Source organism: Acinetobacter sp. G18, from assembly GCF_052660225.1.
Map to the genome: position 1 here is coordinate 3,359,849 of NZ_CP109658.1, position 25,976 is coordinate 3,385,824.

Annotated in this window: 29 protein-coding genes; 22 read left to right on the top strand and 7 right to left on the bottom strand. The window is 39.1% G+C overall.

The features are described from left to right. Positions 1 to 32 precede the first annotated feature (32 nt). The 8 genes from NE363_RS15865 (at position 33) to rdgB (ending at position 9,060) form a co-directional block, all read left to right on the top strand. Positions 33 to 2,321: a TonB-dependent receptor gene (locus NE363_RS15865; RefSeq protein ID WP_445535435.1), complete on the top strand. Its 2,289-nt coding sequence runs from the start codon at positions 33 to 35 to the stop codon at positions 2,319 to 2,321. 107 nt (positions 2,322 to 2,428) lie between these two features. Beyond that, a complete protein-coding gene (locus tag NE363_RS15870) occupies positions 2,429 to 3,112 on the top strand; it encodes a Fe2+-dependent dioxygenase (protein WP_004698804.1) in 684 nt (227 codons plus the stop codon). Between the two features lie 459 nt (positions 3,113 to 3,571). Then, complete coding sequence (leuA, locus tag NE363_RS15875) at positions 3,572 to 5,269, top strand: 2-isopropylmalate synthase (protein WP_004698805.1); 1,698 nt, start codon at positions 3,572 to 3,574, stop codon at positions 5,267 to 5,269. Positions 5,270 to 5,352: 83 nt separating this feature from the next. Beyond that, complete coding sequence (gene metX, locus NE363_RS15880; RefSeq protein ID WP_445535436.1) at positions 5,353 to 6,513, top strand: homoserine O-succinyltransferase MetX; 1,161 nt, start codon at positions 5,353 to 5,355, stop codon at positions 6,511 to 6,513. After that, the gene (metW, locus tag NE363_RS15885) at positions 6,513 to 7,106 is read left to right on the top strand and encodes a methionine biosynthesis protein MetW (RefSeq protein ID WP_001217230.1); all 594 of its coding nucleotides are present in this window, start codon (positions 6,513 to 6,515) and stop codon (positions 7,104 to 7,106) included. The genes metX and metW overlap by 1 nt, the downstream gene beginning before the upstream one ends. Continuing rightward, positions 7,103 to 7,690, top strand: coding sequence for a tetratricopeptide repeat protein (locus tag NE363_RS15890; protein WP_000751694.1), 588 nt, complete (start codon positions 7,103 to 7,105; stop codon positions 7,688 to 7,690). Before metW ends, NE363_RS15890 begins: the two co-directional genes overlap by 4 nt. A 312-nt stretch (positions 7,691 to 8,002) precedes the next feature. Further along, positions 8,003 to 8,377: a hypothetical protein gene (locus NE363_RS15895; protein ID WP_223237490.1), complete on the top strand. Its 375-nt coding sequence runs from the start codon at positions 8,003 to 8,005 to the stop codon at positions 8,375 to 8,377. 59 nt (positions 8,378 to 8,436) lie between these two features. Continuing rightward, positions 8,437 to 9,060: an RdgB/HAM1 family non-canonical purine NTP pyrophosphatase gene (rdgB, locus tag NE363_RS15900; RefSeq protein WP_445535437.1), complete on the top strand. Its 624-nt coding sequence runs from the start codon at positions 8,437 to 8,439 to the stop codon at positions 9,058 to 9,060. 192 nt (positions 9,061 to 9,252) lie between these two features. On the opposite strand, the gene NE363_RS15905 is transcribed toward rdgB, so the two are convergent. Further along, entirely contained in the window at positions 9,253 to 10,128 is an 876-nt protein-coding gene (locus tag NE363_RS15905) for an AEC family transporter (protein ID WP_445535438.1), read from the bottom strand. 251 nt (positions 10,129 to 10,379) lie between these two features. Between NE363_RS15905 and NE363_RS15910 the strand changes: the two genes are divergently transcribed. The 4 genes from NE363_RS15910 to NE363_RS15925 all read left to right on the top strand — a co-directional run bounded on the left by NE363_RS15910 (position 10,380) and on the right by NE363_RS15925 (position 13,976). Then, positions 10,380 to 10,598, top strand: coding sequence for a Sec-independent protein translocase subunit TatA (locus tag NE363_RS15910; RefSeq protein WP_002053267.1), 219 nt, complete (start codon positions 10,380 to 10,382; stop codon positions 10,596 to 10,598). 11 nt (positions 10,599 to 10,609) lie between these two features. Further along, a complete protein-coding gene (tatB, locus tag NE363_RS15915; protein WP_445535439.1) occupies positions 10,610 to 11,047 on the top strand; it encodes a Sec-independent protein translocase protein TatB in 438 nt (145 codons plus the stop codon). Then, complete coding sequence (gene tatC, locus NE363_RS15920) at positions 11,044 to 11,814, top strand: twin-arginine translocase subunit TatC (RefSeq protein WP_263612878.1); 771 nt, start codon at positions 11,044 to 11,046, stop codon at positions 11,812 to 11,814. Before tatB ends, tatC begins: the two co-directional genes overlap by 4 nt. A 176-nt stretch (positions 11,815 to 11,990) precedes the next feature. Then, positions 11,991 to 13,976 carry a PhoX family protein gene (locus NE363_RS15925; RefSeq protein ID WP_396462517.1) on the top strand — a complete coding sequence of 662 codons (1,986 nt, stop codon included), beginning with the start codon at positions 11,991 to 11,993 and terminating at the stop codon, positions 13,974 to 13,976. A 64-nt stretch (positions 13,977 to 14,040) separates the two neighbouring features. On the opposite strand, the gene NE363_RS15930 is transcribed toward NE363_RS15925, so the two are convergent. Further along, complete coding sequence (locus tag NE363_RS15930; RefSeq protein ID WP_215900887.1) at positions 14,041 to 14,826, bottom strand: NRDE family protein; 786 nt, start codon at positions 14,824 to 14,826, stop codon at positions 14,041 to 14,043. A 93-nt stretch (positions 14,827 to 14,919) separates the two neighbouring features. Here NE363_RS15930 and lgt point away from each other — a divergent pair, with 93 nt between their 5' ends. The 7 genes from lgt (at position 14,920) to msrA (ending at position 19,754) form a co-directional block, all read left to right on the top strand. Further along, complete coding sequence (gene lgt, locus NE363_RS15935) at positions 14,920 to 15,738, top strand: prolipoprotein diacylglyceryl transferase (RefSeq protein WP_004698831.1); 819 nt, start codon at positions 14,920 to 14,922, stop codon at positions 15,736 to 15,738. 73 nt (positions 15,739 to 15,811) lie between these two features. Beyond that, on the top strand, positions 15,812 to 16,171 hold the full coding sequence (locus NE363_RS15940; protein WP_032048365.1) for a hypothetical protein: 360 nt from the start codon (positions 15,812 to 15,814) through the stop codon (positions 16,169 to 16,171). A gap of 11 nt (positions 16,172 to 16,182) precedes the next feature. After that, the gene (locus NE363_RS15945; RefSeq protein ID WP_445535440.1) at positions 16,183 to 16,545 is read left to right on the top strand and encodes a hypothetical protein; all 363 of its coding nucleotides are present in this window, start codon (positions 16,183 to 16,185) and stop codon (positions 16,543 to 16,545) included. Positions 16,546 to 16,662: 117 nt separating this feature from the next. Continuing rightward, positions 16,663 to 17,505 (top strand): thymidylate synthase, encoded by an 843-nt coding sequence (gene thyA, locus NE363_RS15950; protein ID WP_002115009.1) that lies wholly within the window; start codon positions 16,663 to 16,665, stop codon positions 17,503 to 17,505. A gap of 44 nt (positions 17,506 to 17,549) precedes the next feature. After that, entirely contained in the window at positions 17,550 to 18,059 is a 510-nt protein-coding gene (locus NE363_RS15955) for a dihydrofolate reductase (protein ID WP_445535441.1), read from the top strand. A 14-nt stretch (positions 18,060 to 18,073) separates the two neighbouring features. Continuing rightward, positions 18,074 to 19,129 carry a DUF4105 domain-containing protein gene (locus NE363_RS15960; protein ID WP_348884135.1) on the top strand — a complete coding sequence of 352 codons (1,056 nt, stop codon included), beginning with the start codon at positions 18,074 to 18,076 and terminating at the stop codon, positions 19,127 to 19,129. A gap of 100 nt (positions 19,130 to 19,229) precedes the next feature. Continuing rightward, positions 19,230 to 19,754 carry a peptide-methionine (S)-S-oxide reductase MsrA gene (gene msrA, locus NE363_RS15965; protein ID WP_107972554.1) on the top strand — a complete coding sequence of 175 codons (525 nt, stop codon included), beginning with the start codon at positions 19,230 to 19,232 and terminating at the stop codon, positions 19,752 to 19,754. 57 nt (positions 19,755 to 19,811) lie between these two features. Here msrA and NE363_RS15970 read toward each other — a convergent pair whose 3' ends face one another. The 5 genes from NE363_RS15970 to NE363_RS15990 all read right to left on the bottom strand — a co-directional run bounded on the left by NE363_RS15970 (position 19,812) and on the right by NE363_RS15990 (position 23,710). Further along, positions 19,812 to 20,216 carry an ExbD/TolR family protein gene (locus tag NE363_RS15970; protein WP_004698850.1) on the bottom strand — a complete coding sequence of 135 codons (405 nt, stop codon included), beginning with the start codon at positions 20,214 to 20,216 and terminating at the stop codon, positions 19,812 to 19,814. After that, entirely contained in the window at positions 20,216 to 20,836 is a 621-nt protein-coding gene (locus NE363_RS15975) for a MotA/TolQ/ExbB proton channel family protein (protein ID WP_445535442.1), read from the bottom strand. The genes NE363_RS15970 and NE363_RS15975 overlap by 1 nt, the downstream gene beginning before the upstream one ends. 26 nt (positions 20,837 to 20,862) lie before the next feature. Beyond that, a complete protein-coding gene (locus NE363_RS15980) occupies positions 20,863 to 21,690 on the bottom strand; it encodes a TonB family protein (protein ID WP_445535443.1) in 828 nt (275 codons plus the stop codon). A 389-nt stretch (positions 21,691 to 22,079) separates the two neighbouring features. Continuing rightward, a complete protein-coding gene (gene purU / locus NE363_RS15985; RefSeq protein ID WP_004698860.1) occupies positions 22,080 to 22,943 on the bottom strand; it encodes a formyltetrahydrofolate deformylase in 864 nt (287 codons plus the stop codon). A gap of 74 nt (positions 22,944 to 23,017) precedes the next feature. Next, positions 23,018 to 23,710 carry a TetR/AcrR family transcriptional regulator gene (locus tag NE363_RS15990; RefSeq protein ID WP_445535444.1) on the bottom strand — a complete coding sequence of 231 codons (693 nt, stop codon included), beginning with the start codon at positions 23,708 to 23,710 and terminating at the stop codon, positions 23,018 to 23,020. 112 nt (positions 23,711 to 23,822) lie between these two features. Here NE363_RS15990 and NE363_RS15995 point away from each other — a divergent pair, with 112 nt between their 5' ends. From NE363_RS15995 to rpmG, 3 genes are all read left to right on the top strand, one after another. After that, positions 23,823 to 25,271 carry a coniferyl aldehyde dehydrogenase gene (locus NE363_RS15995; RefSeq protein ID WP_445535445.1) on the top strand — a complete coding sequence of 483 codons (1,449 nt, stop codon included), beginning with the start codon at positions 23,823 to 23,825 and terminating at the stop codon, positions 25,269 to 25,271. Between the two features lie 167 nt (positions 25,272 to 25,438). Continuing rightward, positions 25,439 to 25,675, top strand: a complete 237-nt coding sequence (rpmB, locus tag NE363_RS16000; RefSeq protein ID WP_000048256.1) for a 50S ribosomal protein L28 — start codon at positions 25,439 to 25,441, stop codon at positions 25,673 to 25,675. A 12-nt stretch (positions 25,676 to 25,687) separates the two neighbouring features. Further along, a complete protein-coding gene (gene rpmG / locus NE363_RS16005; protein WP_001205031.1) occupies positions 25,688 to 25,843 on the top strand; it encodes a 50S ribosomal protein L33 in 156 nt (51 codons plus the stop codon). Positions 25,844 to 25,976 lie beyond the last annotated feature (133 nt).

Consider the following 25,976-nt stretch of genomic DNA (forward strand, 5'->3'; position numbering starts at 1 on the left):
GCATAACGTTTTATATTTAAGTCCTGAAAGTCATGTCATTGATTAGAACACGTAAAAAAATTGTTTCATCTGCAATCGCATCATCCCTTTCTATGATTGCAACAACTGCAATGGCACAAGAAACTGTTTCACAACTACCAACCATTCATACTCAAGCAACTCACGAAGAATCTTTAAAAGTAGATGAGTCGGCAAATTCAAAATTAGTTGCTCCCCTTTTAGATACTCCAAAATCCGTTTCTATTCTTTCTCAAAAATTAATTAAAGATTCAAACTCTAACACCCTACTCGAAGCTTTACGCTATGAACCAGGTATTACTTTAGGTGCAGGTGAAGGCGGTACCCCATTTACCGATATGCCATATATTCGTGGCTATAGCGCTCAATCCTCTGTCTATGTTGATGGTGTTCGTAATTCAACTTCTCAAAATCGTGACATGTTCGCTATTGAGCAAGTTGAAGTCATTAAAGGCTCTTCTTCAGCTCTTGGCGGCGGTGGTGGTGTTGGGGGCAGCATTAACCTGATTCCTAAAGTTGCTCATGAAGGTGATGTTTACCAAGGTAGTGTTCAAGGTGGTACCGATAACTATCGCCATATCCAACTTGATGCAAACAAAGACTTTGGTAATGGTGTTGCTGGCCGAGTTGTAGTTATGGGCCATGAAAATGAAAAAGCTGGTTCAAATGATGGTGCTGAATATGCTCGTGCTGGTATTGCTTCAAGTCTTGCATTTGGCCTAGATACAGCAACTCGAGGAACATTGAGCTACTACTATTTACGTAGTAATGATGAACCAGATGCAGGTATTCCATTCCTTCCTGTTGGTGGGAAACCAATTGATGTAAAACAAGGCATGTATTACGGTTGGAAAGCTCGTGATTTTGATAAACGTGAAAACCACATCGGTACGTTTAAATTAGAACATGATCTCGCTGATGATTTAACATTATCAAATACGATGTCTTACACAAAATCTAAATCAGATTACATCTATACCAATGCAGATGACTCAAAAGGTAATGTAACGAAAAACAGTACTATTTCACGTCGTGCTTTAAGTCGGATTGTAGACACAGATGCTTATAGCGATCAGCTTGCATTAAAAGGTAAATTCAATACTGGTACTCTTAAACACTCTTTTAATACAGGTGCCGAGTGGAGCTATCAACAATCAAATCAAGGTGTTTATACGTTTACTGATGCCTCTGGCACAACATCTACTGTCCATAACACCAGTTGTCCTGTAAGCAGTGCTCTTTCGAATGGCTGGTGTACTTCAGTCAACAACCCAATGAATGGAGCATTTACTGATACTTTAGGCAGCATCAAAAATCAGTATACAACTCGCAGCCGTACTGTTTCTCTTTATGCTTTAGATAGCATCGAATTTAATCCACAATGGCTTTTAAATTTAGGCGTACGTTGGGATAAATTCGAAACTGAACGTAAATATAATAAAAATATTTATAAAACTGTTAAAGATATCGATAAAACAAGTACGAGCGGCAACTACACAAATGACGTAAGTATTGCAGCTGGTCAGAAATTCGAAAATGATAGTGACTATTTCTCTTATCAAGCTGGTTTAGTCTACAAACCAACTGAAAATGGCAGTATCTATGCAAGTTTCGCAACTTCTGCAAATCCAGTTGGGGTAGACCAAGGTGATGGTGCAGATGCCTTATCCACTTCTTCTCAACAAGCAAATGATTTATCTCCAGAAAAAGCACGTACTTTCGAGGTTGGTACTAAATGGGATCTATTCAATAATCGTGCAAACTTAACTGCTGCTATTTTCCGTACCGAGAAACAAAATACTCGTATCGCTATTGATGCCAATACCACAACCAATGCTGGTGAAAGTAAAGTTGATGGCTTCGAAGTCGGGTTCAACGGTAAAGTAACCGACAAATGGGAAGTTTCTGCGGGTTATAGCTATTTAGATAGTGAATTGACAAAAGCGGCTTATAACGCAGTTGCACAAGAAGGTAAACCACTCCCATTCGTCGCTAAAAATAGTGCGACATTGTGGTCTACTTATCGAGTACTACCTAAGTTAACTCTAGGTGCTGGTGCCGAATACCGCGATAAAGTATTTACCAATACAAATACTGGCGCAACAATGCTTGAAGACAAATATTTGCCAACTTATACCATTTACAATGCTATGGCTAAATACGATGTCAACAAAAACGTAAACTTACAGCTTAATATCAATAACATTTCTGATAAACGCTATTTTACAAGTGCTCACCCAGCTCACTATGCATTTGAAGGCAATGGTCGTAACGCCGTTTTAGCCATTAACTTTAAATACTAAAATTTAATTCCATAATTTATTTATGGTATTAATTAAAGCAGATATAAAGATAGCCTCGTAATGAGGCTATCTTTATAAATAAAGTATCTACTTAAAAGGTGTTTGCTGTGATTCATCATATCCCGAATGTTTTAAGCAAAGAGCAAGTTGCCGAGTTTCGTAAACTCATGAAAGAGGCAAATTGGGTAGGTGGTAAAGTAACTGCCGGCACTTTGTCTGCCTCTGTTAAAAGAAATCAACAACTCTCTGAACAAGACCCGCTTACACATCACTTAAGTGATATTGTCATTAAAGCAATTTGGCAAAATCCTGTGTTTCAAGCAGCAGCCCTACCCCACAAAATTATTCCACCACTGTTTAACCGTTATGACGAGTATGAAAGTTTTGGTTTCCATGTAGATAACTCAATTCGTCTTATACGCGGGACTTCAGAACAACTACGTACCGATTTATCTTGTACCTTATTTCTAAGCGAACCTGATGAATATGAAGGCGGCGACCTCGTTATCGAAGATACTTATGGCTATCACGAAGTCAAATTACCAGCGGGTGATGTGGTGCTCTACCCGTCTACTAGCCTGCATGAAGTCAGTAGTATTACATCAGGTACTCGCTTTGCCTCTTTTTTCTGGGTGCAAAGTTTGGTTCGCGATGATAGTAAACGCCATCTTTTATTTAACTTAGATGAAAGCATACGTGAACTACGTAAATCACATGGCGATAGTTATTCTGAAGTGATGAAACTGACTAATATTTATCACAATCTCATCCGTATGTGGTCAGAACTGTAACTCTATTTATTTTTGCCTTATTTAGTCTAATCAATTATTTTTATCTCAATAAGGCAAAATAGTGAAAATTATTTTCCATAAAACATCAAACAACGCAAAATTAGAAAATTATTTTCTGAACACTGAAATTAAAATGAGTATAAGACTTTTGCACAACGTGTAATCATTGTTCAGATGTGGTATATCTAGACAAAGAGCATATTCGCAAACCACTAAACTTACTATTTCATGGTCTATAGATGAAAACGAATTACTTGTTTGCCCCGCCTATCCAAGCAAGACATCATCTCGAACTCCTGATGCTGCGCCTCGCGCGCGTATAAATTTTTGTCTGCATTTTAGAGCAGACCTTTTCAAATTCGCTTTAATTTTTCTGTATTAGATACCATATATAACTGTAGAACGTTGCCTTTCACACGATACCTAGAGCAACCGTGCTACGAGATAAGGAGTTTTCTCATGATGTTGGCTGACCCAAGCAAAAAATACCGCCGTATGTACCAGCGAGTCGATTTACCAGACCGCCAATGGCCAAATAATGAAATTACAAAAGCGCCGATTTGGATGAGCACGGACTTACGTGACGGTAACCAAGCAATTTTTGAACCGATGAATATGGAACAGAAATTCAAGATGTTCAAAATGCTTGTAAAAATCGGTTTTAAACATATTGAAATTGGTTTTCCTTCTGCGTCTCAAATTGACTTCGATTTTACTCGTATGTTGATCGAAGAAAATCATATTCCTGATGACGTATATATCGAAGTTTTGGTGCAAGCACGTGATCATTTAATTGAACGCACTTTTGAATCTTTAGTAGGTGCTAAACGCGCAATCGTACATATTTATAACTCGAACTCTCCAACTTTCCGTCAGAAAGTATTGAATGTAGATGTAAATGGTGCAAAACAATTAGCAATTAATGCAGCTCAAAAAGTGAAAGAGTATGCAGCGCAATATCCTCAAACTGACTGGATTTTCCAGTACAGCCCAGAATGTTTCTCTGCAACCGAATTAGAAGTTGCTAAAGATGTTTGTGATGCTGTGACAGAAATCTGGGATGCTCGTCCAGAACATAAAGTGATTTTAAACTTACCTGCGACTGTCGAAGTTTCAACTCCAAATGTTTATGCAGACCAAATTGAATGGATGCATCGCAATTTGGCACGTCGTGATGGCGTGATCATTTCTGTTCACTGTCACAACGACCGCGGCTGTGGTATTGCAGCATCGGAACTTGCCATTATGGCGGGTGCTGACCGTGTCGAAGGTTGTGTTTTTGGTAACGGCGAACGTACTGGTAACGTTGACGTTGCAGCCATTGCATTGAACATGTATACCCAAGGTGTAGCGCCAGAGTTAGATTTCTCTAACATTAATGAAGTCATTGCAACAGTTGAAGAATGTACTGGCTTACCTGTACACCCTCGTCATCCATATGCAGGTGACTTGGTATTTACTGCATTCTCTGGTTCACATCAGGATGCAATCAAAAAAGGCTTCGAGTACCAGAAAAACGAAGAAATCTGGGATATGCCTTACTTGCCAATCGACCCGAAAGATTTGGGCCGCGACTATGATGCTGTCATTCGTGTAAATAGTCAGTCTGGTAAAGGCGGTATCGCTTACTTATTAGAATCAAACTACAACGTTGTATTACCGCGCCGTTTGCAAATCGAATTCAGTCAGGTTGTTCAACAATACGCTGATGAAAATGGTACAGAAATTAATGCCAAAGAAATCTGGACATTATTTAAAGACACATATGTTGATGTGAAAAACCAACATTACACAGTCAAACACTACAAGTTATCAGACATTAACGGTACTCAAATTATCGAACTTGATGTTGATGTCGAGGGTGAAACACAACAACTTCGTGGCGAAGGTAATGGTCCTATTTCTGCATTCTTAAACGCACTTCAATTACCAATTGACGTATTGAACTATGAAGAACGTAGTATTAGTTCAGGTGCAAATGCCAAAGCATTAACCTTAATTGAACTTCAAGTGAAAGGTACAGGTAGAGGCTCATTTGGTGCCGGTGTTCATGACAACACAGTTACCTCATCAATTGAAGCAATTATTGCCTGTACCAACCGTTTGATTGATCAAGGTGTTTTAAGTACAGATCAAGTTGTTGCCGCCGCTGTTTAATTTAAAAAAACTCTTTTGAAAGGATACCTAGCTTGGTATCCTTTCTTTTTATTCCTGAAAGATTTAAAAGGCGAAATGTTCCCGTGTCTTTTCCAGCTGATTCAGTGGGGTTAGTCACTCCGCAAAAGTTCCAATTTGAAGAACCATTACATCTTGAATGTGGCCGTGTTTTGCCACGTTTTGAATTAATGGTTGAAACTTACGGCACTTTAAATGCAGATAAATCAAATGCCATTTTAATCTGTCACGCCCTTTCCGGACATCATCATGCAGCGGGTTATCACCACGAAGATGATAAAAAAGCTGGATGGTGGGATAGCTGTATTGGCCCGGGTAAAGCAATTGATACGAATAAGTTCTTTGTAGTTTCGCTCAATAATATTGGTGGTTGTAGTGGCTCAACTGGCCCAACTTCACCAAACCCTGAAAATGACAATCGCCCTTATGGACCAGATTTTCCATTAGTAACGGTACGCGACTGGGTTAAGACTCAGGCCATGCTTTCCGACCGTTTGGGTGTAGATGTGTGGTATGCGGTTGTTGGTGGATCATTAGGGGGCATGCAAGCACTACAATGGTCTGTAGACTACCCTGACCGCCTGCAAAAATGTGTGATTATTGCTAGCGCACCAAAACTTTCAGCACAAAATATTGCATTTAACGAAGTGGCACGTCAGTCGATCTTGTCTGATCCAGACTTCCATCATGGTCGTTACTTAGAAAATGATAGCTATCCAAAACGCGGACTAATTCTGGCTCGTATGGTCGGCCATATCACCTATCTTTCTGAAGAAGCGATGAAACAAAAATTTGGCCGTGATTTAAAATCAGGCAAATTTATGTACGGTTTTGATGTCGAGTTTCAGGTCGAAAGCTATCTGCGTTATCAAGGTGAACAATTCAGCCGTAATTTTGATGCCAATACTTACCTCATTATGACCAAAGCTTTGGATTATTTCGATCCTTCACGCGAATACGGTCATTCACTTACAGAAGCAATGGGTAAAACCAAATGTCAGTTCCTCATCGTTTCATTCACAACTGACTGGCGTTTTGCACCAAGCCGCTCTCAAGAAATAGTAGACGCGCTTATTACCAATCATAAGCCGGTAAGTTACCTCGATATTGATGCTGAACAAGGTCATGACTCGTTTTTATTCCCGATTCCACTGTATGTCAAAACACTGCGCGCTTTCTTAGGCGGTGAAGAACATTTAAAATCGACATCACTGGAGGCAAGCTAATGCGTATTGATCAACAACTGGCAGAAAAGTGGATTAAACCCGGCTCTAGCGTACTCGATTTAGGATGTGGTGACGGTGAATTACTCGCTCATATGAGCCAAAAGCATCAAATTCGTGCTTATGGTTTAGAAATTGATCAAGAAAAGATTGCAATTGCCGTCAGTCGCGGGTTAAATATTATTCAACAAGATTTGAATCTCGGTTTGAGCCGTTTTGCCGACCAGTCTTTTGACTATGTGGTCATGGCACAAGCTTTGCAAGCCGTAGATGCACCCGATGTTTTATTAAGAGACATGGTGCGTGTGGGAAAACAGGCCATTATTACCTTTCCAAACTTTGCACACTGGAAGACTCGCTCTTTTCTAGCATTAAAAGGAATGATGCCTGTATCGGATGCTCTACCATATATGTGGTATAACACCCCCAACATTCATTTATGTACATTTAAAGATTTCGAAGCACTGTGTGCGGAAAATCAAATACAAATTATTAATCGACTCGCCGTCAATGGAAACCAGCAGGGAAGCCTGTTAAGCAAACATGTTCCGAATTTGTTTGGTGAAGTCGCTATTTATCGAGTGAGTGCACTATGAAAAAGACATTATTTAGCACACTAATTGCAGGACTGCTAAGTATGCAGGCTCATGCAGATTATATCGCCCAGCCACAATCGGTTGCTAGCCAGGCTGCGCGCTTCTCCACAATGGGGATTCATGACCTTCAAAAAGCAGCTCAAGCTGGCCAAGCTGGCGCACAATTTTATCTTGGAACACGTTACCAATACGGTAAAGATGTAGCAAAAGACGATAAACAAGCATTTACTTGGTTTAAAGCTGCTGCTGACCAAGGTTTATCACCAGCACAGTTAAATGTAGGCCGTATGTACGCCGACGGCATTGGTGTTAAGAAAGATGAGTCTATGGCTCGTAAGTATTTCGAAAAAGCTGCAAGCAATGGTGATAACCGCGCAAGCTATAACCTCGCGATGATGGAAGAGCAAAAGAAAAACTACGTAGGTGCTTATCAGTGGTATGAGCTTTCAACTCGTGATGGCATGCTCGACAATAAAGTGATTAGCTTATCTGAAGGTAAAAAGACTGCTCTTGCTGCCAACTTAACCCAAGAGCAAATTCGTATGGCACGTGACCGTGCGGATAAATGGATTCAAGCACAATAATCTTGCTTAGATCTATTGAAAGATCTAAAAACCGACTTGTGAGAGTCGGTTTTTTATTGCGATAGTTCTTTTCTGTATCATATAAAAAACCGTAAGGCTAATTTTGCTGTTAAATCAGTACTTATAGAGAATAGAAAATTAATGTTTAATAAGAATGAATTTAAACTGTCAATTTATATCAGTATTTTTATTATAGTTAGTGGTCTTATTATATTTCAGATACTAAAGCCATTCTTTTTCGATCATTCTCAAATGTTAAATTTCACGATTCAAATTGCTTCTTATAAAAATGGCTATACACAAAAGGATTTCATGAAAGAGTTAGAACAAATAAATTCAGCAGCTTATGGGATGTATGAGTCTGATTACTTTTTCCCGTTTATCACAACCCATCTACAACGTGAAACGATCTTGATGCTACCAACACTCAGAAAGAATACAGATACCGAAATCAGTGATATACAAATAAAGTCAAACAATAAATTTCATTTTCAACTCCCTCTTTATTCCCAAGAGCATTTTTACCCTATCTCTTATATTGACTTCAATCTTCCTTCAATTTTTGGAGGTGTAACTTTTGATTGCAAAAGTAAGCTCCCACAACAAACATCTTTGATCGAGACAGAAAACTATACAGCCCGAATCATTTTTAATAGGAAAAAATGTTCTATTCAATCATATTCATAATTCAGCTATATAATTTTTAAAATGGGTTAAAATACGCAAAATTTAGATCGGTTTATCTTATGTCTACCCCACATTGGTTTGATCAGGGCTCTTTAGTCCTTGCAAGTAATAACAAAGGTAAAGTCGCAGAGTTTGAAAAACTTTTTGAACAGCTTAAGTTACCTGTAGAAATTATTCCTCAAGGTCGCCTTAATATTCCCGACGCCATTGAAGACGGCTTAAGCTTTATTGAAAACGCCATTATTAAAGCACGTCATGCCTCTAAAATTTCAGGGAAACCTGCTATGGCTGATGACTCAGGTATTTGTGTTCCTGTATTAGGCGGCGCACCAGGCATTTACTCGGCGCGCTATGCTGGAGAACATGGTGATGATGCAGCGAATAATGCCAAGTTATTAAATGATCTTCTGCCATATCGTAAAAATGGTGAAGTGATTGAAGGTATGTTTGTATGCGTACTTGCTTTAGTGACTCACGCTGAAGACCCTTTGCCACAAATTTTCCAAGGCATTTGGCACGGTGAAATTTTAGAAGCTGCACGTGGTGAAAATGGTTTCGGTTATGACCCACTGTTCTGGTTACCAGAGCTAAAAGTTTCTAGCGCTGAGTTGTCTAAAGAAGATAAGAATAAGATTAGTCATCGTGGGCAAGCGATGCAGTTATTTAGAGAAAGTTTAGTGTAATTCTTTCAATATAGCCTTTGAATATCACGTTAGAGAGTATTCGGCTTTGTATAGGCAGTACTTTACTTTTGTTTTGGCAAAAGTAACAAAACCATTTATGTCACTGACGGTACATCCTTGCTACCGCAGTGACATGGCGGCATCCATGCCGCCTTCGCACAAGCAAATGTGGAGAAGAAAATTTAAACTTAATTATAGTACTACGTGCAAAAACACTGCATAAATCGCAATACACACACAACTCACAATCGTCCCCGAAGCGATATAAGCCGCAGATCTCCCCGTCCCTTGATAATGTGTCTCTAACGCTACAATATTGGCTGCTGGTGGCAAACAAAACATTAAAAACATCACCCCTATTTGCTGACTTATATTTGGAATCGGTAAAAACCTATAAGTTAGACCACATAGAACAAAGCCACACGCGACTTTAAAGGCTTGAGCTTTTGTACTGTAAATTAAGTCTTTTGCATAAACTCTGGTACGGCGTAGCCACATTCCAAGCACACACATACCTGCAAAAGCCATTGCAAATTTAGCAACTTCATAGACCCAATGTATGGCTGGATGTTCAATATGTTGAGCACCTAAGAGCCTGAGCACCACAGCACAAAATATTGATATACAAGGAGGGGAAGTTAAAACCTTTTTTAATATATTGAGCTTACTTTGTGGTGCGGTAGTGACTGCCGTAACAGCCCAAGCATTGCCAAAAATTGACATCCCAATATATAAAGCCACAATCGGAGCAGTCGCTTCGGGACCAAATAGAGCCATGGCAAAAGGAAAACCAAGCCATCCCATATTGGTATAGCTTACACAAAGGGCCAGTAAGCGGTCTTTAAATAAAGCCAAATAGGCAAAGAAAATAATAAATGCCGCCCCAAAACTAAAGAGCATTAAGCTCAAACTTCCCGATTGATAAAAGACCATGTTGTAAATGATCACAATCGGAATCAGGAGTCGTGCAAGCCAAGCTGAAAGAATAGGTTTTATGGTTTCTGCAATAGAGGTCTGAGCAAGTAAAAGTCCGGTGATAAATGCCAATACAGGCAGTAGTAATGCCACGCTCTCTCCTCTTGCTCATTAAAAACAGCTTGTTATGCTACACCTTTTGATTTTGAAATGTATGATCTATTTCACGTAAATTGGTCTAAAATCTAAGTTAAATAAAATTTAAAATTACTCAGATAAATATCTTTAAAAATCTAACCGTAACTGGCTACTTATAAATACTGTCTTAAAAATGAAATATAAGTGTCACATTCTTGTCATGGCAACCTGTTGATATAAAGCGAACTAAAAAGAGGTATAAAATCATGGCTGGTTTATCTATTTGGCATGTCGTTATTTTCGCAATCGTCGTTATTTTATTGTTCGGTACATCTAAATTAAAAAATATCGGTAAAGATGTAGGCGGTGCAGTAAGAGACTTTAAAAAATCAGTTCGTGAAGAAGACGAAGCTGCATCTTTAAATACTCCTCGTACGATTGACGCACAAGTTAAAACATCTGAAAGCACATCAGTGAAAAGCTAAAGGTTTGTCCCATGCTTGATGTAGGAATGACAGAGCTACTCTGTTTTGCAATTATTGCAATTTTAGTTTTAGGTCCAGATAAGCTTCCCGAAGCTGCACGTTTTGCAGGTCGCTGGTATGTTCGACTAAAACGCTATATCACCAATTTGCAAAATGAGATTGATCAGGAGCTGCGTCTTTCTGAGTTCCGCAAAGAAATGCAAGAGGAACTTAACCGCATTGAAGCATTGGAACGAAAAGTACAACAGCAGCTTGAAGAAATACAAAAACAGCAGATTTCAGAACATTTAGAAGTTACTGAAACGCCTAAAACAACACAAAAGCCTATTCGGAAATGTATTCCTATATCAGACCATTACAAAGTACCGTATGTTGCTAAACCTACGCCTTTAGTGACTCAAACTGATATTGCAGAAACATCTCCTGTTGAATTGAAGATTGCCGTATGAACCAACTGCCTTCAACCACTGTAAATAGTCAAGAAAACTTAGACCAAATGCCAATCATGAATCATTTGGTTGTTTTAAGACGCCATTTATTCAGGATTGTAGGGGTAACATTATTCTTATTCTTTTGTTTATTACCCTTTCGAAATAATACTTACCAATTATTATCTGAGCCTTTAAGGTTACAACTCCCTGCATCATCGTCAATGATTGCAACAGATGTAACAGCAACCTTTATGGCACCTTTTAAACTTAATTTATTTGTCGCACTTATGCTTGCAATGCCATTTATTCTTTATGAAATATGGTCTTTTGTTCGCCCTGCGCTTTATCAAAAAGAACGCCATTTAGCGCTACCGTTACTGATTGGTAGTATTGTCCTATTTTATGCAGGGGTAGCTTTTGCTTATTACATTACCTTACCTGCAATATTACATTTCTTTATTAGCGTTTCACCTGAAACAGTAGCACCAATGACCGATATTAATAGTTATTTAAGCTTCTGTTTAAAGCTATTTTTGGTATTTGGTGTGACCTTTGAGATTCCTATCGCAACCTTACTACTTATTTTAATTGGCGTAGTAAATACTCAAAGCCTTGCTGAAAAAAGACGTTTTATTATTGTGGGATGTTTTTTTGTTGCTATGTTTATTACACCCCCAGATGCGATTTCAATGGTGATGCTAGCGATTCCAATGTGGTTGCTTTTTGAAATAGGCCTACTGTTCGGTAAAATTCTTGAGAAGAGAAAAAGCCAGTCTGCTGAATAATCTAAAACTTCTCTTTAAAAGCCCAAATATTAAGATTTGGGCTTTTTACTTTTAAATCGTCTTAATTAATCAAATTATAAACTGTCTTCAAAGTGACTTAAAAATGTAAGAAAAGTGTCATTTCCAATCCATAGAATCGACTCAACAAATATACACACAAAAGTTACGGATTTATTATGACAACTGCTTCTAACCACCCAACACGTCGCGATATTTTAAAATGGTTTACGGGGATCCCTTTTCTTCCATTAGGTGCGATGGCTACGGCAGCAACGTTAGCAGGCTGTAATGACAGTAATAATGATTCAGATGTTGTTACTCCACCACCAACAGTAAACTTTAAAAATGCAACGTTTACCTCAATGGCTGCACCATCTTTAGCCAACCCAGCAGCGATGGCAACAACAACTGTTGGATCAAGCCTTTCAATTAGCTGGGAAGATGGCTCAAAAACTGACTACACATTAGCATACAAGCCATTCTTTACCACAGGTGATCTGGTTGCAGATGGTAAAGGTGGAAAAATTCTAGCGGGTGGTTATGTTGATATTAATAATCAGCCGATTATTGATAAATCAAAACCTGGGCAAGAACGTCAATTCTTCTCTGACTGTCCAGATGGAAGCTCTTTAATTAGCTTTAAACAAGCAACAGGTCGTGACTTTACCGATGCAGACAAACAAGCTTTAGGTGTTACAGGTAATCCTGTATTTCACGTCGTTCAGTTTGAATATACGACTCGTGACCAAAGCTTAGCGTCTATGTATGGCTTACTACCATCTCCAATTGCGATTTTAACTTTAGACCAAGACCCTAAAACTGGTCATTTAACACTGGTTAAATACCACAATGTCGATACTTCTAAAGTAAACGGTTTATGGATTACTTGTGGTGCAAGCTTATCTCCATGGGGAACTCACCTTTCTAGTGAAGAATACGAACCAGATGCAAACAATGTTGCTGGAAGCTACTTACCAGTATTTAGCAAAAACTTATTTGGTGACAGTACCAAAGGTAACCCATACCACTACGGTCATTTACCAGAAGTTACTGTAAATACGGATGGTACAGGTTCAATCAAAAAACATTACTGTTTAGGTCGTATCTCGCACGAACTTATTCAAGTTATGCCAGATAACCGCACTGCATTGATGGGTGATGATGCAACGAATGGCGGTTTATTCATGTTTGTTGCCGATAAAGAAAAAGACTTATCTGCGGGTACGCTCTATGTTGCTAAATGGAAGCAAACCTCAGGCGTAGGCGCTGGTGCGGGTGATATTTCTTGGATTAACCTTGGTCATGCAACAAGTGCAGAAGTAAAAAGCTGGGCAGATCAATACAAGATTTCAGACTTGATGGATGTAAAAACTACAGATCCTCAAGATGCAAGCTATACCAAAATCCGTTATAGCGGCAAAAATAACTGGGTCAAACTTGTACCGGGTAAAGAGCGTGAAGCAGCTTTCCTAGAAACGCATCGTTATGCAGCCTTGGTTGGTGCAAGTATGGGCTTCACCAAAATGGAAGGCACAACTGTCAATATTAAAGACAAAATCGCATACTCTGCGATGTCTTATGTACAGTCTTCTATGGTTGATAAAACCACTGATATTCAAGTACAGGGTCCAAAAGCTGGTGCAGTTTATGCACATACATTAAAAGGCAGCCAAGTCGACAATAAAGGTCAGCTCATTAACAGTGAATGGGTATCGACTCATATGGAACCGCCAGCAGCTTTAGTGGGTGAAGACCTCACCACTGCTGATGCTTTGGGTAACCTTGCAAATGCAGATAAAATTGCAAACCCAGATAATATTAAGTTCTCTGAAAACTTACGTACGCTCTTCATTGGTGAAGACAGTGGTATGCACGTAAATAACTTCTTATGGGCATATAACGTAGATACCAAACAATTAAGCCGTATCTTATCAACACCTGCTGGTGCTGAATCGACAGGTTTACATGCTGTAGATGCGGTGAATGGCTGGACTTACATCATGAGTAACTTCCAGCATCCGGGTGACTGGGAATCTCCATTACACGATAAAGTAAAAGCGACTCTTGATCCTCTTGTTCGTGCAAACTACAAAGATCGTTTTGCAGCGGCAGTTGGTTATATTACGGCTGATCCTCTAGCACCATCTGTTGTGAAGAAATAATTCTTACCACAACTCAAAAGAAGCCTGCTTTATGCAGGTTTCTTTTACTGTATTTAAAGTTCTTTTATTTCTGAAAGTTTAAAGGTATCTGCTGCTGTACAATTTGGCCGCTATGCTCGCCTTGCTGGGTCTTTTCCAACCAAATCCATTCATTATTGGTCATTCTTAAAAAATTCGAACAACGTGTTCCATATACTGGGCTTTGGATAAAAGTCGATGATAGCAACTCTTCCATTTCTGGTTGAATACCCGTATTTGGCAACAATGCTGTGGTGACTTTACGCTCATCTTCTAAAATATCCCACGCTGCATGTTGCAAGCTTAACTCTTCCGTTTTGTGCTGATGCATAGGTAGGAACTCTTGCGTAAAACGAGTTCTTAAATGTCTGGTTTTCTCCCAGTGATCGGACATCAAACCATTCGAAACCACATACACGCCATTAGCTAATACTTGAGGTGCTTCTCCGCGGTTACTCATATAAACCGCCTGATCAGCAGTTCCCATAAACAAGTTAAAACCAGCAAAGTTCTGTTGCTGTTGTTCTAATTGTTGCGCAAAGCGAATCGGCAATAAATCAGACTCTAGAAAAGCCTGAACTAAATGACCACGAGAAGTCTCGTATTGCTGTTTATCACGTCCATCACGGAAATTAGTTAACACAGCCCATCGGCCCTGCGGCGTAACCCCCATCCAAGTACCACCTGACTGTAAGTCTTGCCCTGCAATGATGGGTGTATGTTCCCATTGATGCAACAATGCGGTTGGTCGATGATAAAACTCATCACGGTTTGAAATAAGACACAAGGGCATATCATCCAGAACATGCCATGCTAAAGCCACAATACACATTGATTCTTGTTCCCTATGTTTACACATTGAATGTACAACATTTTTCACATCATTCCGCTACAATCTGTCAAAACGTAAGATCAAGGAGCAGCAATGCTGACCTATCCTAATATCGATCCGGTCGCAATACATCTAGGACCTCTTCAAGTCCATTGGTATGGACTCATGTATTTATTGGCATTTTTATGTGCTTGGGGACTCGCTTCCTACCGTGCCAAACAGCGTGATGGCTGGACATCGGACATGGTTTCCGATCTGGTGTTTTACGGCGCTCTAGGTGTTGTACTCGGCGGACGTATCGGCTATGTGCTTTTCTATGAATTTGATAAATTCCTTGAAAACCCAATCTGGTTATTCCAAGTCTGGACTGGTGGTATGAGCTTCCACGGCGGCTTCTTAGGCGTCATGATTGCAATGCTATTCTGGTGTAAAAAATATCAAAAAACATGGTTCCAAACACTCGACTTTATTGCTCCTTGTGTACCGACAGGCTTAATGTTCGGACGCTTCGGTAACTTTATTGGTGGAGAGTTATATGGTCGTGCGGTTACAGATCCGAACTATCCATTTGGAATGATTTTCCCAACCGATCCATTACACTTGGTTCGCCACCCTTCTCAAATTTATCAAGCGCTTTGTGAAGGTCTAATTCTATTCATTATCTTATGGTGGTTTAGTTCAAAACCTCGCCCACGTATGGCCGTTTCATCACTATTCTTGATGGGTTATGGCGTTGCACGTTTTGTAATGGAATTCTTCCGTCAACCAGATGCCGACCAAGGTTTCATTTTATTTGGCTGGATGACTAAAGGTCAGATCCTTACCGTTCCAATGCTACTCATTGGCCTTTGGATGATGTGGTATGCCTATCAAAAGAAAATTTATGACTGGGGCCCACAAAAGAACAGTTAACATCTAAATCAGAGGAGTTTCGACTCCTCTTTTTTATGCTACAGTTTTTATCTCCCAAGAAAGAAGATACACCATGCTGGAATTCTGGTTTAACAAGCAAGTCCCGTCTTTTAAAAAATTAATGATCTTAATTATTACCCTCTTAATCTGTATTGGGCTATATCAATATCAACCATTACCGTTAGATACTATTTTAATGTTTACGGGAACTGGGGTTATTTTTTTAATCTGCCGTTACTTTAAATTGCATTTTGCTCAAAGTAACCCAACCGGTTTACTTTACCGTCTATTTACATGGGTCCCTATTGCCCTCTTGTTTGCACTTATTTTTGTGAAAGCCATGCCTAACTTACTTATTTGGGGCGTTCAAGGCATTGCATTTATGGCGCTTGCTGCTTTTATTTTTTCACCACAATCGTTATTTAACAAATAGGCTCCCGTTTTATGTTGGCTTATTGGTACAACGCACCGCGTCACATTAAACTCATCTTCATTATTGTCGTTTGTGCTGCAATTTATGCAGCCAATCAAGTTCAGCCTTTATCATCGACTTACACTGTTCTTAGCCTCGTGTTAGGGTTCGGGCTTCATTTCGGGCAATATTTACAAACAAAAATTCCAGAGCACAGCTCATATAAATCTAAATTCCAGTTTCTGCTTAGAATTTACCCTTTCATTATTGTTGCTATTGTGATGTGGATATTGCCCCCTCAGCACAATTGGATCGTAACGATACAAGCTTTAGGCTTTGTACTGGTTGGATTTTTTCTTGTTTCAATTTATCAAAATCGTGCCAAGCGTTTTTAAGCATAAAGTTTAGCTCGTTTTTACTATTCCCAAAGCATGCTATTATCTTCCACGGTTTATTGATCCAGAAACCGTCTCCCTTTTATTTTATGGAATTAATCCGAACTCGAGAGTGTTATGCGTGCATATTTAGACCTACTACAACATATCCTTGATAATGGCGGTGACAAAGGCGACCGTACAGGCACAGGAACCCGTTCTGTATTTGGTCATCAAATGCGTTTTGATCTCTCTAAAGGTTTTCCTTTACTCACCACAAAAAAAGTTCACTTCCGTTCTATTGTGATTGAGTTACTTTGGTTTTTAAAAGGCGATACCAACGTCCAATATTTAAAAGACAATAAAGTTTCAATTTGGGACGAATGGGCAACAGCAGAACAAACAGCACGTTTTGGCCGTCCAGAACATGAACTAGGCCCAGTTTATGGTCATCAATGGCGTAATTTCGGCGCAACTAAAAATGCTGATGGTACTTATAACCAAGATGGTTTTGACCAAATTAAATGGTTAATTAACGAAATCAAAACTAACCCAAATTCACGCCGTTTAATCGTTTCTGGTTGGAACCCGAATGAAGCTGGACAAGTTGCATTGCCACCTTGCCACACACTCTTCCAATTTTTCGTACAAGACAACAAATTGTCATGCCAGCTTTATCAACGAAGTGCTGACGTGTTTTTGGGCGTACCATTTAATATTGCTAGCTATGCCTTACTTACCCATATGATTGCTCAAGTATGCGGTTTAGGTGTAGGTGATTTTGTTTGGACAGGTGGCGATACGCATCTTTATGCCAACCATTTCGAGCAGGCACGACTACAATTAACGCGCGAACCATTACCACTTTGCCAATTAAAACTTAATCCGGAAGTTAAAGATCTTTTCGATTTCAAATTTGAAGATATCGAGATTGTAGGTTACGAGTCACATCCAGCAATTAAAGCACCGGTTGCAGTATAACAACGGCTTAAATTTCATTTGATTACGGTTTAGAGAATAAGATTATGGCATGGCAAAATGTAGAAGTTGTCCACGTTGTGGCAATGGACAAAAATCACTGTATTGGTAAAGGCAACGCGTTGCCATGGCATATCTCTGCCGATTTAAAACACTTTAAAGAAATCACTCAGGGTGGTGTGGTCATCATGGGCCGTAAAACCCTTGAGTCTATGGGCCGTGCTCTACCGAACCGTGTGAACTGGGTAATTACTCGTGACATTAACTGGCAATTTGACGGTGTTAAAGTTGCGTATTCAATTGAAGATGCTTTAAACGCAGCTTTAGAAGATGCCAAAAACACCGAAAAGCAGGTGCTTTTCATCATTGGTGGTGGTGAAATATTTAAGCAAACCTTGTCAATTGCAGACCGTCTTGAACTCACTCATGTTGACTTAGATGTCCAAGGTGATGCACATTATCCAACTATACCGAGTGAATTTCATAAAGTTGCGAGCGAGCAGCAAGTAGATGAAAAAACAGGAACTTCATTCGAATTTGCAACTTATAAAAAATAATTTTATGGCCGCCTATGCACAATATCGGAACACGTGAATTTATTATCGCCCTCCTCTTCGGCGCTTTACATGGTTTATTCACGTTGTTTATTGTGCTTTCCAGTATTTGGGTATGTTTAGCGCTTTGGGTGCAACAACCTTTTGGCTGGTTAGGCAGCCGTATTATTATCGGTATATGGATTGCCTTTGCATTAAGTATGGCTGGCTTATACTTCAATGGTCATATCATTAGCCGTCGTACAGATATTTTGATCTATCTGTTAGCTTTTGCTTGTTCTTTGGTTTGGTATTTCTCGATTACAGCACGTCAAGACCGTGACTGGAATCCTGAAGTTGCCAATATGCTAAGTTACGAAAAACACGGCGATGTAATTACCTTGCACAATGTCCGTAACTTCAACTGGCACCCTGATGGCACTTATGATGTCCGGTGGGAAACCCGTACTTTTAACCTGAACAAGTTAAATGGCATAAATATTATTACCTCTTACTGGATGGGGCCACAAATTGCCCATACTCTGGTCAGTTTTGAGTTTAAAAATCAAAAACCCTTAGTTTTTTCAATCGAAATTCGAAAAGAAAAGAACGAAGAGTTTTCGGCAGTGGGTGGTTTTTTTAGAAAATACGAACTGAGCTTAATTGCATCCGATGAAAAAGATATTGTCTACACACGCAGTAACATTCGTAAAGAGCAAGTTTATAATTTCCCAATTAATATGCCCCGTTCTGAACAGAAAGCGCTATTTTTAGAATATCTTAAAAAGTCAGATGAGCTACGTGATCAACCAAAATGGTATAATACGCTCACAAGTAATTGTACAACCTTGATTTTCGATATGGTTCAAGCGATTAATCCATATCAACTTCCTAAAGATTATCGTTTAATAGCCTCAGGTTATTTACCTAATTATTTATATGATCTTAAAGCTCTTAATCAAAATATTACTTTAAAGCAGTGGTATCAAATCGCACATATCAATCCACGTACTGAACATTTTGAACAACTTTCAGATCAGAGTAGTGAACACTTCTCTCAAATCGTTCGACAAGGTTTACCTAAAGCAAAATGAAATAAGTAATGCACTTTTCTTTACTTTTTTATACATGCTTTACTTTGTAATCTAAATAGATAGACCCTATTGTAATAGGCAGGAAATAGAGGGAAACACAATGCAACAGGCATTATTTGGCGGCGGCTGCTTTTGGTGTGTCGAAGCCGTATTTTTACAGATCCGTGGTGTAGAAAAAGTAACTAGTGGTTACGCAGGTGGACATACGATCAACCCTACCTACGAGCAAGTATGTCAAGGCGATACTCAGCATGCTGAGGTTATCTTGGTTGATTTTGATGAAAAGCAAGTAACATATTCACAGTTACTCGATGTATTCTTTGCAACGCATGATCCAACGACTTTAAACCGCCAAGGTAATGATATTGGTACTCAGTACCGCTCTGTTATTTACTATTATAGCGAAGAGCAAAAGCAGGCAGCGGAACACACGATTCAAACGCTAAAAGATGACGATCTTGATATTGTGACTGAGCTGTCTCCTGTGCCAACATTCTATCCGGCTGAAGAATATCATCAGAATTACTATGCAAAGAACCCTTCACAAGGTTATTGCAACTTTGCGATTCCACCTAAGCTATTAAAGCTATATAGTAAATTCCAGCATTTGATGAAAGATCAATAAATCAGAGCAATAAAAAAGCAACCAAATTGGTTGCTTTTTTATTGAGTCAACTAAATTTTAGTTTTCACTTACAAAGGCAATATCGCTCAGTCCGGCTTCACTGGCGCGAGACATTACCTGAGCCACAGTATCGTACTTCGACTCTTTATCAGCACGAAGTTGAACCGTAGGTTTAACCTCACCTTGACCTGCTTCTTGGAAACGTTTTTGAAGCTCATCAAGGCTAATTACTTGAGTATCCCAAGCCACTTCACCATTTGCATTAATACTAATCGTAATCGCTTTTGGTGGTGGATCAATAATTTCAGCAGTTGTTTTAGGCAGTGTTAATGGAATCGATGGGTTGGCAACTGTTGCTGTGACCAAAAAGATGATCATTAACACCAACATAATGTCGATTAGCGGAATGAGGTTCATCTCATTTATGCCACTATCGTGGTCTTCACCCAATTGAAAAGCCATTAAGCTTGACCTCCAACATAACTTTGCTCTGCAGTTTTAACATCAGTCTTTACAGTTGAGTCTTGCTGCAACATCGTATCGATTAACAAACTATGTGCTTGATCTTGTAAATCATGAGCAAGACCACGATTAGCACGTACACAAATGTTATAAGCCAATACCGCAGGAATCGCAACTGCAAGACCAAGACCAGTCATAATAAGCGCTTCACCTACTGGTGTAGCCACTTGAGCCAATCCTGCTTGTCCGCTCTTACCTACAGCAACCAACGCGTGGAAAATACCCCATACCGTACCAAACAAACCAACGAATGGTGCAATTGAAGCAATTGTTCCTAAAACAGAAATACCTTTTTCAGCATTGACTTTTTCAGCAGAAATTTGGCGCAATAATGCTTGCTCTGCAACTGCTTTACGCTGTTCAAAACTCAAAGGCTGTAACTTCGCTTTTAGCGAACTAATAGCTTTAGAGAGTTGAGCATAAGCTTGTTGTTTTAGTTGGCGAGTCCCCATCAAACGTAAGATGAAAACTGTCCAAGTAGCAATCGACATTGCCAATAAAATGAAATACAGGGTTTTACTCACTGCATCTGCATGTTGCCAATAAACTGCAAAGTTCATAGATGAACTCCTGATTTATGTATAAATTAAAATCCAATAACCAGTGGTAACGGTACTGTAAAAGGCTTCGCAACCCCATTTACCATATATGGTTTAAACCGTTGTCGACCAATAACTTGAATCATTTTTTGATCAATTTTTGGATTGCCAGTAGATTTTGCCACAGTCACCGAGGTAATTTTACCTTTCTCATTTACGCTAAGGTTTAAGGTAAGCTCAAATTGCCCCTTGATCGTAGAGTACTTATTTGCGAATTCATTTACAGCAATTTGAACTTGTTTATCAACCCATTTTTGTCCCATTGCCCATTCAACATCACCTTTACTCACTTTCTCAACCGAAGTACTTTGAGCTTGCTCACGAGCTTGTTGATCTTTTGCAGCTTGTTCACGAGCTTGTTGATCTTTTAACGCTTGTTCACGAGCTTGTTGATCTTTTAACGCTTGTTCCCGTTGAAGCTGCTCTAATCTCTGCTTTTCCAACTCTTGCTGTTTCTTTAATTTCTCTTGGGTATCATCTTGTTGAATAACCTTTGGTTCTACCTTCTGTACTTTCTGAGCAATAACTTTTGGCTTTTCAACAGGTTTAGGCTCTATCTTCTTCTCTACAGGTTTAGGCTCTACCTTCGGCTTAATCGGCTCTATTTTTGCAGGAGGAGGTGGTGGCACATCTTCTTTAATTGTTAAAAAACGTACCTGTAAGGGTTTCTTATCAATTGGCTTTAGTTCAGCAGGCTTAATGTGGCTAACTGCCCATAAGACCCCGATATGACCAATTGCAACCGCAATTAGGGCCGTGATGACTTTCTTTTTCATCGGATTAGGAGAGTTTAAGGCTGCGGAAGATTGACTCATAAGAATCTAATTACCTAATGGATGATGATCTCGACCTTTAATTAAGAGAAACGATTTCAAACATCGGATAGAACAATAAAGTGCCACAATAATAAATGAGAAGTGTTTTCATTTGCAACTACTTTTTCGCGAAAAACACTACCCAGTATTGTGCTATCTAACCTCATAAAGTGATATCACCTTACTTTTCTCTTGTATAAACAGCACGCTAAAAACTTTGAGTTCATTTCTTATTTATCAAACTGTGCTCAACATAAGCGTTGATTAAACAATTAAATATTAAGGCTAAGCAATCGAACATCAAACTTATGTTACGTTATAACATTTTAAATTCATTTTAGCCATAAAAAAAGCATACCGAAGAGCATGCTTTTAAAAATATGAAATAATTAGAAAACAACCGTCTTATTACCATCTACAATGATACGGTCTTCTAAGTGCCATTTAACAGCACGAGCTAATACATTACGCTCTACATCTTCACCAAGCTCACGCAACTGCTCAACATTATAATCGTGGCTTACACGTTCAACGTCTTGCTCAATAATCGGACCTTGGTCTAGGTCAGCAGTCACATAGTGAGCTGTCGCACCAATCAACTTCACACCTTTTTCATATGCTTGCTTATATGGGTTTGCACCAACAAAAGCAGGTAAGAATGAATGGTGAATATTGATGATTTTCATTTCCCATTTTGCAACAAAATCTTCGCTTAAAATCTGCATGTAACGTGCAAGAACTAATAAGTCGTTACCTTGCATCATTTCATCAATTTGAGCATAAGCTTCAGCTTTATTGTCTTTAGTTACTTTAATTACAGTAAATGGAATACCGAAGTTTTCAACAGATTCACGTAAGTCTTCATGGTTAGAAATCACATGCGTAATTTCACAAGGTAACGACCCACGTGCATGACGCCACAATAACTCAAGTAAAGCATGGTCGACTTTAGAAACTAAAATACCAACTTTTTTAATTTCGTTTACAAATGCAAGACGCCATTGCATGCCATAACGCTCAGCAACGTTGACAGCAAATGTTTGAATTAATGCATCTTTACGTGACTGTAAATGATCAAGTTCAAATTCAACACGCATGAAATAACGCCCGCCTTGAGCTTCCGTCGCATACTGATCAAGCGCGGTAATGTTTGCACCTTGATGGTACAAAAAGCTCGATACAGCCTGTACGATCCCAGGCTTGTCTTCACAAGTAATCAGTAAACGGGCTGTATTGGCAGTGGTCATATTCATTTTGTTAATATCACTTAATTGAGACAAATTTTTGATAAGCCGAGTATTCTAGCGCTCTAAATAAACAAGCACAACTATTCATCTTTTAAGGATGACAAGCTTGCGAAAAGATCAGAAGGCCCAAGTGATTCGAGCAGTTGTTCATAAGTGGCACGGCTTTCACCCATTAAATAAGGGCCCTCTAAGAAAACCATCTGACGTAATGCCTGCCAAACCCATTTCTCTTCAAGATGATTGTTGTTACTAATATGTCCAGACATATATAAAAAATTAGTCCAGTTCGTTAAAACAATCCAAAGGTTAATAATGAGTGCTTCAATTTCAGAAGCCGTCATTTTCATAAGACCTGCGTCGACAAAGGCTTGATAAATTTTTTGCCCTTGTTGCATGACTTGGCCTGCAAATCTCGGATAGATCTTTTTAAAGTCTTCATTGCTTTCAACTAAGTGATAAACATCACGATGAATAAAACGATAATTCCAGAGTTGACCACTTAACACTTGAAAGTAGTTAATTTTATCAGTAGTGGTTAAAGGTCTGTCTTCAGGTAAAGAGAGCATTTCTAAAGTCTCTACCTGATACTGATACATTAATTCCTTAATGATTTCATGCTTATTTCGAAAATGGTAATACAAGTTTCCAGGACTAATCCCCAACTCTGCAGCAATATGATTGGTTGTGACAGACCGTTCGCCACGCTCATTAAAAAGCTGCAAACTGATTTGTAAAATCCGGTCTTTTGTCTTCAGAGCTTTAGGTAGAGACATTTTAATAACCTTCGTTAATTCATATGGTTAAAACGTGAATACAGAAACCAACTTGACTCTTTAGAGTATTTACTCTAAAAACTAATTATATCAGTATATTTGGTAAGTACCGATGAACAGTCAAACAAAAACAAATCCAGAGACTCAGGTTCCTTATGATGTTAAGCATTTACATGATTTGCTTGCGCAGCAAAAGATTGCCTACTTACGTCATCCGGTACCCACTGCTAAAGAACGTATTGATCGTTTAGCTCGTCTTAAAAGAGTTTTGGTAAAATATCAAGATCAGATTGCCGAAGCAATTAACCTTGATTATGGTAATCGTGCCATTATGGAAACCAAAATTGGTGAATTGCTTACTTGTCTTGAACAAATCAAGTATTACAGTAAGCACTTAACCGGTTGGATGAAACCATCAAAACGCCATATCAGTGTATTACATCAGCCAGCAAAAGGTTGGGTACAATATCAACCAATGGGTATTATTGGCATTATTACACCTTGGAACTACCCATTACTTTTATCAGTTGGGCCACTTATTTGTGCTCTTGCAGCTGGTAACCATGCCATGATCAAAATTTCGAGTGCTTCTCCAAACTTTGGACAAGTTCTTGAAAGTGCATTAGCGGAAGCATTCCCACAAGAGTTGGTCGCTGTTATAAATGGTGGCGGTGTAATTTCCGATGCGTTTAGCCATTTGCCTTTCGATAAAATGATTTTCACAGGCTCGACTTCGGTTGGTAAAACCGTCATGGCAGCCGCAGCTCAAAACCTTGTGCCGGTTATTCTTGAGTTAGGCGGTAAATCCCCTGCTCTTGTCCATGCTTCCGTAGAGATGAAAGATGTCGCACAACGTATTGCTGTAGGTAAATTGTGGAACGCTGGTCAAACTTGTGTTGCGCCAGACCATATTTTCTTGCCACGCGGGAAAACTGCCGAGTTTATCGAGAACTTTAAATTGATTGTGGCTGGAATGTATCCTCATTTCCGCAATAACCAAGACTACACTTCTATTATTAATGATAAACAGTACAACCGTATTCAAGGATATCTTGAAAATGCCCGTGATCAGGGTGCCCGTATTGTTGAAATTAATCCGCAAAATGAAATTTTAGATGATGTCCGCAAAATTCCACCGACTCTAGTAACTGGTGTAACGACTGCAATGGATATTATGAAAAATGAAATTTTTGGTCCTGTTCTACCAATTTTAGAATATGACCAAATAGAAGAAGTCATTGAGTTTATTAATAGTCGTCCGCGTCCTTTAGCAATGTATTATTTTGACTATGATCAGGCACGCGCCGATTATATCTCTCAGCATACTCATTCAGGACATTTCGGAATTAACATGGTCATTACCCATGTTGCTCAAGATGACTTGCCATTTGGCGGAATTGGGGCATCAGGTATGGGCAAATATCACGGTCCAGAAGGCTTTTTCGGGCTTTCACATGAACGTTCGGTAATGTCGAATCCAAAACTTTACAGCCTGAAATACATTCTTCCACCGTTCAATAAACCAATTCATCGCTTCATTTCGAAAACCTTGTTGCGTTAACTGATCAAGGCATGATCTGTTACACTAGATCATGCCTCGTTTTTACCAATTTCGCTTGTCTTTTAATCGTATTTTTGGTATAAAACGCCCCTTGAATGAATTCATCCGTTTACATTTAGTATGACTGGCCACAGATTTGCTGTTGGCTAAATCAATGGAGTTACACCATGTCTAAGGTTTGCCAAGTTACCGGCAAGCGTCCAGTCGTTGGTAACAACGTCTCACACGCCAACAACAAAACCAAGCGCCGGTTCGAGCCGAACCTGCACCACCACCGTTTCTGGTTAGAAAGCGAAAAACGTTTTGTACGTCTTCGTTTAACCACTAAAGGTATGCGTATTATTGACAAATTGGGTATCGAAAAGGTTGTTGCAGACCTTCGTGCTCAAGGTCAAAAGATCTAAGGAGTCTGAGCAATGCGTGATAAGATTCGTCTCGTTTCTTCAGCTGGTACAGGTTATTTCTATACCACGACTAAAAACAAACGTACTATGCCGGAAAAAATGGAAATCAAAAAATTTGATCCAAAAATCCGTCAACACGTGATTTTCAAAGAAGCTAAAATCAAATAATTTTAGCGTCGAAAAAAACGACTTCTTAAAGAAGTCGTTTTTTTTTGCATTTTTTTTATACCCACCTTTTTGTTAAACTTTCTACATATTCCGCCTTGGCATTTTTTATGCTTGTCTTTAGCCTAACTCACGT